Annotated in this window: 6 protein-coding genes and 2 pseudogenes; 7 read left to right on the top strand and 1 reads right to left on the bottom strand. The window is 73.0% G+C overall.

Annotated features, from left to right (window positions below; all coding sequences use genetic code 11):
* Window positions 1-41 precede the first annotated feature (41 nt).
* From ABT085_RS39840 to ABT085_RS39850, 3 genes are read left to right on the top strand one after another with little or no spacing between them, the layout of a single operon-like run.
* Window positions 42-1,703 carry a tetratricopeptide repeat protein gene (locus ABT085_RS39840; RefSeq protein ID WP_351619934.1) on the top strand — a complete coding sequence of 554 codons (1,662 nt, stop codon included), beginning with the start codon at window positions 42-44 and terminating at the stop codon, window positions 1,701-1,703.
* On the top strand, window positions 1,700-3,436 hold the full coding sequence (locus tag ABT085_RS39845; protein ID WP_351619924.1) for an urease accessory protein UreH domain-containing protein: 1,737 nt from the start codon (window positions 1,700-1,702) through the stop codon (window positions 3,434-3,436). The genes ABT085_RS39840 and ABT085_RS39845 overlap by 4 nt, the downstream gene beginning before the upstream one ends.
* Window positions 3,437-3,481: 45 nt before the next feature.
* Complete coding sequence (locus ABT085_RS39850; RefSeq protein WP_502982934.1) at window positions 3,482-5,089, top strand: serine/threonine-protein kinase; 1,608 nt, start codon at window positions 3,482-3,484, stop codon at window positions 5,087-5,089.
* A gap of 4 nt (window positions 5,090-5,093) precedes the next feature.
* On the opposite strand, the gene ABT085_RS39855 is transcribed toward ABT085_RS39850, so the two are convergent.
* Window positions 5,094-5,900 carry an SGNH/GDSL hydrolase family protein gene (locus ABT085_RS39855; RefSeq protein WP_351619926.1) on the bottom strand — a complete coding sequence of 269 codons (807 nt, stop codon included), beginning with the start codon at window positions 5,898-5,900 and terminating at the stop codon, window positions 5,094-5,096.
* Between the two features lie 246 nt (window positions 5,901-6,146).
* Between ABT085_RS39855 and ABT085_RS39860 the strand changes: the two genes are divergently transcribed.
* The 4 genes and pseudogenes from ABT085_RS39860 to ABT085_RS39875 form a co-directional block, all read left to right on the top strand.
* On the top strand, window positions 6,147-6,587 hold the full coding sequence (locus ABT085_RS39860; RefSeq protein WP_351619929.1) for a hypothetical protein: 441 nt from the start codon (window positions 6,147-6,149) through the stop codon (window positions 6,585-6,587).
* A gap of 1 nt (window position 6,588) precedes the next feature.
* Window positions 6,589-7,683 carry a GNAT family N-acetyltransferase gene (locus ABT085_RS39865; protein ID WP_351619932.1) on the top strand — a complete coding sequence of 365 codons (1,095 nt, stop codon included), beginning with the start codon at window positions 6,589-6,591 and terminating at the stop codon, window positions 7,681-7,683.
* A gap of 391 nt (window positions 7,684-8,074) precedes the next feature.
* A pseudogene (locus tag ABT085_RS39870) lies at window positions 8,075-8,435 on the top strand (glycosyltransferase family 2 protein); the annotation flags it as partial.
* A pseudogene (locus ABT085_RS39875) lies at window positions 8,424-8,807 on the top strand (hypothetical protein); the annotation flags it as partial. The pseudogenes ABT085_RS39870 and ABT085_RS39875, both read left to right, overlap by 12 nt.

Consider the following 8,807-nt stretch of genomic DNA (forward strand, 5'->3'; position numbering starts at 1 on the left):
GTGCGGGCCGCGCCGCCCCACGCGACGACCGAGGAGAGGGCATGTCCCCGCGCACGAACGACAACGCACCGCAGAGGGAGTCCGACTCGCCCTCCGCCGCGCCGGAGCCGGACCACTCGGGGACCGCGGCACCCGGCACCGAACCGGGGGGTGACAGGTCCGGGGCCGCCCAGGACCACACCGGGACGGCGCCCGCGCCGGCCCCGGACGAAACCGGGACCGCCGCCGCCCGCGCCGACGACCCGTCTCCCACGCACACTTCTCCCGCAGACACCTCTCCCGCGGACGCTTCACCCGCAGACACTTCTCCCACGGACGCTTCACCCGCCGCCGCTCGTGTCGCCGCTCTGCGGCGCGTCGCCGAGGCGGGGCGGCGCTGGCGCGTCGGCCAACTCGCCTGCTGTGCAGCCCTGTTGGCGGTGGCGCTGACCGCCGGATCCATCGCGGTCGGCGCGGCGCGGGACAGCCGTCCGGTGGCCGTGGCCGCGCCCGCCGCGGTGTCGCCGGCCCTGCTGGGCAGCGGGGACCTGAACGCGGGCATCGCCGCGCTCCAGGCCCATCTGCGTTCCCAGCCGCGGGACTTCGGCAGCTGGGCGACGCTCGGGCTGGCCTATGTCGAGCAGGCACGCACCCAGGGCGACCCCTCCCGCTACCCGCAGGCCGAGCAGGCGTTCACCCGCTCGCTCGCCCTGGCACCGGACAACGACCCCGCCCTCGCCGGCCGCGCCGCCCTCGCCGCCGCCCGGCACGACTTCAAGAACGCCCTGGTCTACGCCGACCGGGCGCTGAAGCAGAACCCCTACAGCGAACGCGCCCTGTGCTCCCGTATCGACGCGCTCGTCGAACTCGGCCGGTACGACGACGCGCAGAAGGCGGCCGACCTCGCCGACGCCCGGCACCCGGGTGTCCCCGTCTTCACCCGGTACGCCTACGTCCACGAGCTGCGTGGCGACGTCGCCACGGCCCGCCGGGTCCTGCAGCAGGCGCTGGACACCGCGACCTCCCCGGGCGACGTGGCGTACGTCTCCAGCCAGCTCGGCCAACTCGCCTGGAACCAGGGCGACGACAAGTCGGCACTCGACTACTACGCCCGCGCGCTCGGCGCCGACGAGAACTACCTCCCCGCCCTGGAGGGCCGGGCCCGCGCCCAGGCCGCGAGCGGCGACCGGGCGGCAGCCATCACCGGAATGGAGAACGTCGTCTCCCGGTACCCGCTGCCCGGCCCGCTCGTCGAACTCGGCGAACTGTACGAGGCCCGTGGCGCCGAGGGTGACCGGGCCAAGGCCGGCGACCAGTACGTCCTGGTCGACGCGTGGATCGCCCTCGCCCGCGCCAACGGCGTCGACGCCGACCTCGACACCGCGCTCGCCGCGGCCGAGCACGGCGACGCCAAGGCCGCGCTGCGCGCCGCCCGCGCCGAGTGGGCCCGTCGGCACACCGTGCACACCGCGGACGCCCTCGCCTGGGCCCTGCACGTCAACGGTCAGGACACCGAGGCCCTCACCCTCGCCCGTGAGGCCACCGCCACCGGTTACCGCAACGCCTCCTTCCTCTACCACCGCGGGATGATCGAGCGGGCCACCGGCCACGCGAAGGACGCCCGCACCCACCTGGCCGCCGCGCTGAAGCTGAACCCCGGCTTCTCCCCCCTCGGTGCCCGCGCGGCCCGCGACGCGCTGAAGTCCCTGGAGGCCGCCCGGTGAAGCTCCGTCGTCCGTTCGCCTCCGTCATGGCCGTCCTCACGGCCGCCTGCGCGCTCGCGCTCGTCCCCGCCGCGTCCGTGAGCGCCCACCCGCTCGGCAACTTCACCGTCAACCGCTACGACGGTCTGGTCGCCGCCCCCGGCCTGCTCCGCGTGGACCACGTCGAGGACCTGGCCGAGATCCCGGCCACCCAGGCCGGGCCCGACCTGCGACGCCTCGGCACCGCCGAGTGGGCCCGGCAACGCTGTACGAAGGCCGCCGAGGGCAGCCGGGTCACCGTCGACGGGCGCGCCGTCGCCCTCACGGTCGGCGCGAGCCGGGCCCGGCTCCGGCCCGGCCAGGCGGGACTGCACACCCTGCGGGTCGAGTGCCGTCTGACCGCTCCACTGCCCGAGGGCCGGCCGGTCGCCCTCGGCTTCCACAGCGCGGGCGCCTCCACCGGCCCCGGCTGGCGGGAGATCACCGCCCGCGGCGACCGGACCACGCTCACCGGGACGGACGTACCGAAGAGCTCGGTTTCGCACGAACTGACCAGCTATCCGAAGGAGTTGCTCTCCTCGCCCGCCGACACCGCCACCGCCTCCCTGCGGGTGCGACCCGGCGGTCCGGCGCTGGCCGAGGACACGGGACGCGACGCGCCCGCCGCCTCCGTGCTGCCGCGCGGTGCCGACCGCTGGACCCAGGCCCTGGACAACCTGGTCGCGCGACAGGACCTCACCGTCGGCTTCGCGGCGCTGGCCCTGCTCGTCGCGGTCGCCCTGGGCGCGATGCACGCGCTCGCCCCGGGTCACGGAAAGACCATCATGGCCGCGACGGCCGCGGCCCGCGGCGGCCGGGCCCGCCTCAAGGACGTCCTGCCGCTGGCCGCGTCGGTGACCGTCACCCACACCCTGGGCGTGGTCGCCCTGGGCCTCCTGGTCACGGCCGGTTCCGCCGCGGCGCCCTCGGTGATCGCCTGGCTGGGCCTGGCGAGCGGCGCGCTGGTACTGCTCGCGGGCGTGAGCCTCGTACGCCGGGCCTGGCACAACCGGACCCACGGGCATGGCCACGGACACGGGCACGGGCATGACCACGGCCATGGACACGGGCATGACCACGACCACGGACACGAAGAAGGGCACACGCACACGCACGAACCGGAGCCCGGCCAGGCGCCGGAGCGTCCGCTCGCCCTGGTCGGCGCCCGTACCGCGACCGTGTCCGCGCCTGTCCGGACGCTCCCGCACCCCGCCACGCACGGCCATGAGCACGACCCCACCCACGACCACCGTCACGACCACGACCACACCCCTGAGCACGACCACGAACACGAACACACCCACGCCCACGCCCACGCCCACGGTCTCGAACACACCCACAACGGCTTCACCCACACCCACCCCACGGCTCCCACCCTCCGCGGCACGATCCTGCTCGGCTTCGCCGGCGGGCTCGTGCCCAGCCCCTCGGCCGTCGTCGTGCTCGTGGGCGCCGCCGCGCTGGGCCAGGCCTGGTTCGGGCTGCTGCTGGTCGTCGCGTACGGCGTCGGGCTCGCGCTCACGCTGACCGCGGCCGGGTTCGCCGTCGTACGGCTGGGTAGCCGTATGACCCGGGTACTGGACGAAGGCCCCCGCTGGACGACGCACCCGGTCGTCAACGCGGTACGGCGCACCACCCCTCTGTGGTCCGCCCTGGTCGTCGTGGCCCTCGGGGCCGGACTGGTGCTCAAGGGGGCGGCATCCGTATTGGGCTGAGCTATTTTGGGGAAGATGTCCGCCAGGCTGCGGAGGGGGATGCCGGTGTCCGGAGAACAGGGCGCTGAACGTCTGGTCGCGGGCCGCTACCGCCTGCTGTCCCCGCTCGGCGAGGGCGGCATGGGGACCGTGTGGCGGGCCCGCGACGAGCTGCTGAACCGCGAGGTCGCCGTCAAGGAGGTACGGGCGCCGGCCGGTCTGCCTGCCTCCGACGTGGAGCGGATGTACGCCCGGCTGGAGCGCGAGGCGTGGGCGGCCGCCCGGATCTCGCACCGCAACGTGGTGACGGTGTACGACGTGGCCACCGAGGACGGCCGCCCCTGGATCGTCATGGAGCTGGTCCGCGGCATCTCGCTGGCCGAACTCCTGGAGACCGAGGGCGCGCTCACCCCGCAGCGCGCCGCACACATCGGCGCCGAGGTGCTGGCCGCACTGCGGGCCGCGCACGAGGCGGGGGTGCTGCACCGGGACGTGAAACCGGCCAATGTCCTGCTGTCGAACGACGGCCGGGTGGTGCTCACCGACTTCGGGATCGCCCGGGTCGAGGGCAGCTCGGCGCTGACCATGACCGGCGAGGTCATCGGCTCGCCCGAGTTCCTGCCGCCCGAGCGGGCGCTGGGCCGCACCCCGGGACCCGAGTCCGACCTGTGGTCGCTCGGCGTGCTGCTGTACGCGGCGGTCGAGGGCACCTCCCCGTTCCGTCAGGCCACTCCGCTGAGCACGCTGCGCGCGATCGTGGAGGACGAGCTCCCGCCGCCCCACCGGGCCGGACCGCTCGCGCCCGTCATCGAGGGGCTGCTGCGCAAGGAACCCGCCGAGCGGCTGACCGCCGAGCAGGCCGAGCGGGACCTGCGGATCGTCGGAGCCGGGGGCGCTCCGAGCGCGGCCACCGTGCGTGCGGTGCCCTTTCCCACGGCGCCCACCCGCCCCCTGCCGTCCCGGCAGGAACCGCCGACGCCGCCGTGGCCCGGTCCCGCGGCCACCGCGCGCACCGCGCCCGTCGCGCCGCCGGAGGAACCCCGGCCGGGGCGCGACCGGCGCGCCGTCGTGGTGCTGGCCGCGGGGGTGATCGCCCTCGCGCTGGCCGTCGGGGGGCTGACGTACGCGCTGCTGAACCACGACAAGGGCGGGGGCGACGGCGGCCGGAACACCGCCACCGAGAGCGGCGGCGGGCTCACGCCCACGACGAACGGGCCGACCACCTCGGCCGGGCAGCCGACGCCCTCGGCGACCCCCAGCAGCAGCGCGCCCACGTCCGCCACCCCGCCGCAGAGCGTCGACATCACCCTCACCGGCAGACACACGGACTACACCGGCAGTTGTCCGCCCTCGGACGCCGACGCGCCGTCGTTCACGGCGACGTTCACGGTGGGCCGGCTGCCGGCGGAGGTCGAGTACCGGTGGGTGTCGAAGCACGGCAAGCTCACGGACTCGGGCTGGAGGACGCTGTCGTTCCCCGAGGGCGGCGCGCGGTCGCGGCAGGACCAGGTGATCGTGACGACGTACTCGGAGAGCGGCACGTTCTCGAACGAGATCAGCGTGGAGGTGCGCGACCCGGTGCACCGGACGTCCGAGCCGGTGCCGTTCTCGGTGACCTGTGTGAAGGAGACCCCGTCGGACGAGGTCTCCTCCTCACCTCCTGTCACCCCGTGAGGGTTCAGGCGGCGTTCGTGAACACCGGGAGGTAACCGCCGGACTGCCCGGTGGCGGTCGGGTGGTAGGACTCGCCGATGTCGAGCCAGTTGAGGCTGTGCAGCCAGGCACTGCCGGAGCAGAGTTCGTGGCCGGTGAACGTGGTACGTACGTCGCCGAAGGTGAAGCCGTGGGCGGCGGCCCGCGCGGCGACGGCGGTGTCGAGGTAGTCGGCCGCGCCGTTGATGGCGGCGCGCTTGGTGTCGGAGAGGCCGAGACAGGTGGCGCCGAGCTTGTAGAAGCGGGGGTAACCCAGCACGACGACACGGGCGTTGGGGGCGCGGGTGCTGATCGCCGTGTAGACGGTGTCGAGTTTGCCGGGCAGCGTCGAGTCGACGTACGCCTTGGCGGTGTTGATACGGGAGATGCAGCCGCTGTCGGACGACAGGACGCAGGTCGTCATCACGTCGGCGAACCCGGCGTCGTTGCCGCCGATGGTGATGGAGACCAGGCCGGTGGCGGAGTTGAGGCCGCCGAGCTGATTCGCCATGACATCATCCGTTCGGGCGCCCGAGCAGGCGGCGAAGGTGAACGAGGACGGCGTGTGGGCGGCGTTCCAGAGGTAGGGGTACGCCTTGGTGCTGCGGTCGCAGTCGCCGCTGGAGCCGATGTAGCTGCCGGAACCCACTCCTGAGGAGTAGGAGTCGCCGAGGGCCACATAGCCGGTGGCCACGGCCGTCGACGAGGCCTGCGCCACACCGCTCCCGGTGAGGGCGATGCCGCCGGCGAGGAGGAGTGAGCTGACGAAAGCCGCGATTCGGGAACGTCTCATGGAACCTCCCTTTAGCAGGATCTCTGCCTCGACTTACGTAGCAACTACGCGTGTTGACTGGAAGTGTCCATGCCAAGATTGTTGCCCTTCGCCACAACTCCGCCCCGGGGCACACCCGCTGTTCAGCGGCGGATCGGACTCGGCACGGACTTCCGCGTCTTGACGGCCGCCTTCGGGCTGCGCGACATTGAAGCCCGGCATCCGGCACTTCGGGGGGCAAAGTCGCCCATGCGGAACATCCAGAGCATGAAGAACAACCAGAACATAGGCCATCGGACTTCAGCGGTGCCCGGGGAGGGCGCCGAGCGCGCGCGGCCGGTACCGGACAGGGACCTGTCGCCGCTGCCGGCGGGAGCCGCCACGGCGGTCGCGGCGATCGGCGCGCTGCTCGCGCTCACCGACTCCGGCTCACCCGTGCGCGGCCCGTTCGTGCTCTTCTTCCTGCTCGCGGCCCCGGTGGCCGCCGTCGCCGCCGCGCTGCGCGGACTGGATCCGTTCGCGCGCGCCGTCGCCTCGGTCGCGGGCGCGGTCGCCCTCGACATGCTGGTGGCCCAGGCCATGCTGGCCGTGCACCGCTGGTCGGTGCCCGGCGGGGTCGCGGCGGTGACCGCGCTCAGCACCCTCGCGCTGCTGCTGGTCATGGCGAGCCGACGCCTCGGCCGTGCGGCGGGAAGACAGGGTTCCTGACATGGACATCAGCGTGTACCGCCCCGGCGAACTGACCGCGGCCGACCGGGCGGCGTGGACGGCGATGCAGTCCAAGGCCCATCTGCACGACGCGCCCTGCCTCGCGAACCCCTTCCTGTCACCGGAGTTCGCGCTCGCGATGGGCCGGGTCAGACGGGGCGTGCGGATCGCGGTGGTCCGCCAGGACGGGGAGCGGGCCGCGTACTTCCCGTTCCAGAGATCCGCCGCCGGCGTCGGCAGAGCCGTCGGCCTCGGCGTGTCCGACGCCCAGGGGCTCGTGCACCGGCCCGGGTTCACCTGGGACGCCCGCGCCCTGTTACGGGCCTGCGGGCTCTCCCTGTGGGAGTTCGACCATCTGGTGCAGGGCCAGGATCCGTTCGAGGCGGGGACCTCCGGCACCTTCCCCTCCCCGGTCATGGACCTCGACCGGGGCTACGAGAGCTATCTGGGCGAACTGCGCGCCCGGTCGCCCAAGTTCACCCGGACCACGCTCGCCAAGGAGCGCAGGCTCGGCCGCGAGGCGCGAGACGTGCGCTACGTCCACGACGAACGCGACCCGGCCGCCCTGAAGACGCTGATGGCGTGGAAGTCCGCGCAGTACCGGCGCACCGGCCGCAGCGACCGCTTCGCGCACACCTGGATCACCGGGCTGGTGCAGCAGCTCTTCCACACCCGCCACGAACCGTCCGGGGGGATCCTGTCGGTGCTGTACGCGGACGGCCGCCCGGTCGCCGCGCACTTCGGACTGCGCAGCGAACGCGTGCTCGCCTGCTGGTTCCCGGCCTACGACCCGGCGTACGCGAAGTACTCCCCGGGCCTGATCATGCATCTGCGGATGGCCGAGGCGGCCGCCGCCGACGGCATCGCGTACCTCGACCTCGGCCGGGGGCACAAGGAGTACAAGGACTCCCTGAAGACACGCGAACTCACGGTCTCCGAGGGGTGGGTGACAAGACGTCACCCGGTGGCGCTCGGACACCGGGCGCACCGCGCTCCGGTGCGGGCGCTGCGCAACGCGGTGGTGGCGCGTCCCTATCTGTTCGAGCCGGCGGACCGACTGCTCAAACACATGGGGCATTTGCGTTCGAATAGGTGAGCAACACCGCACAAAGCCGCCTAACGGCCAAACCGTCAAAAAGGTGAGCCCTCTTTCCAGGACTTGCCATACAGGTGCATTCATCAATACCGTCGTACAACTCACCCGCATCGGTCCGTCGGCACACGGCTCCAAGGGGAGGGACCAAGGGCCACGGCGTACCGGGGCGGGGCGCGGTAGGGGGGTGCCGTGCTCGGTGAGCGCTCCTGTCGCCGAGCCGTGCCGCGCAACCGGCCGTCGTGCCATGGCGGGCCGGTCAGCTTTGCCTGCTCATCCATGTGCACGGAGAGCCGTTGCACCGTGCCGTGGGGGAGAAACCCCCCTTTCGAACCGGACACACAGCCGGGCCGCTCAGGGGCGGGCGGTCCACCGGACGAGAGGGACCAGACTCATGAGCTCAGTTCTGCGCCCGCCCGCATCGGGCCAGGATCCGACGACGGCCGGCCATTACCGGCCGGTCTCCCCCCATCTGGCCATCGCGCCACCGGTGAGCGTGGTCATTCCCGCCATGAACGAGGCGGAGAACCTGCCGTACGTCTTCAAGACCCTTCCGGACTGGATCCACGAAGTGGTCCTGGTGGACGGCAACTCCACCGACGACACCGTCGAGGTCGCCCGCGGCCTGTGGCCCGGCGTCCGGGTCGTCCCCCAGGACGGCAGGGGCAAGGGGGACGCCCTGATCACCGGCTTCGAGGCGTGCACCGGCGACATCATCGTGATGGTCGACGCGGACGGCTCGGCCGACGGCGCGGATCATGCTGCCGGTGTGCGGTGTGCTGTTCGTCGGCGCGCCCTGGATCCTGGGCGTGTTCGGCGCGGGCTACGCGGACGCGGCCACCGGGCTGCTGCGCTGGTTCGCCGTCGGCGCGGTGCTGCGGGTGGTGACGGAGACGTACTTCGCGGTGCTGCGCGCCCGGAGCCGCACCGGCGGACTCGCCTGTCTCCAGGGCCTGTTGTGCGTCCTGGTGCTCGGCCTGACACTGTTGCTGCTGCCGCGCATGGGGCTGGTCGGCGCGGGTGTCGCCGAGATCTCCAGCCTCGCCGCCCGGCCGCGTGAGGGTGACCGTGTTCGCCACCTTCTGGGTGTCGTAGGCCAGCTCGAAATCGTCCGGCTCGAAATCCGC

This window comes from Streptomyces sp. NPDC002265 (assembly GCF_040296125.1).
Taxonomy (GTDB): domain Bacteria; phylum Actinomycetota; class Actinomycetes; order Streptomycetales; family Streptomycetaceae; genus Streptomyces.

Excerpts from the sequence above, each read along its gene's own strand:
- ABT085_RS39840 (WP_351619934.1), top strand. The coding sequence starts at position 42 with ATGTCCCCGCGCACGAACGACAACGCACCGCAGAGGGAGTCCGACTCG.
- ABT085_RS39855 (WP_351619926.1), bottom strand. The coding sequence starts at position 5,900 with ATGAGACGTTCCCGAATCGCGGCTTTCGTCAGCTCACTCCTCCTCGCC.
- ABT085_RS39860 (WP_351619929.1), top strand. The coding sequence starts at position 6,147 with ATGAAGAACAACCAGAACATAGGCCATCGGACTTCAGCGGTGCCCGGG.
- ABT085_RS39865 (WP_351619932.1), top strand. The coding sequence starts at position 6,589 with ATGGACATCAGCGTGTACCGCCCCGGCGAACTGACCGCGGCCGACCGG.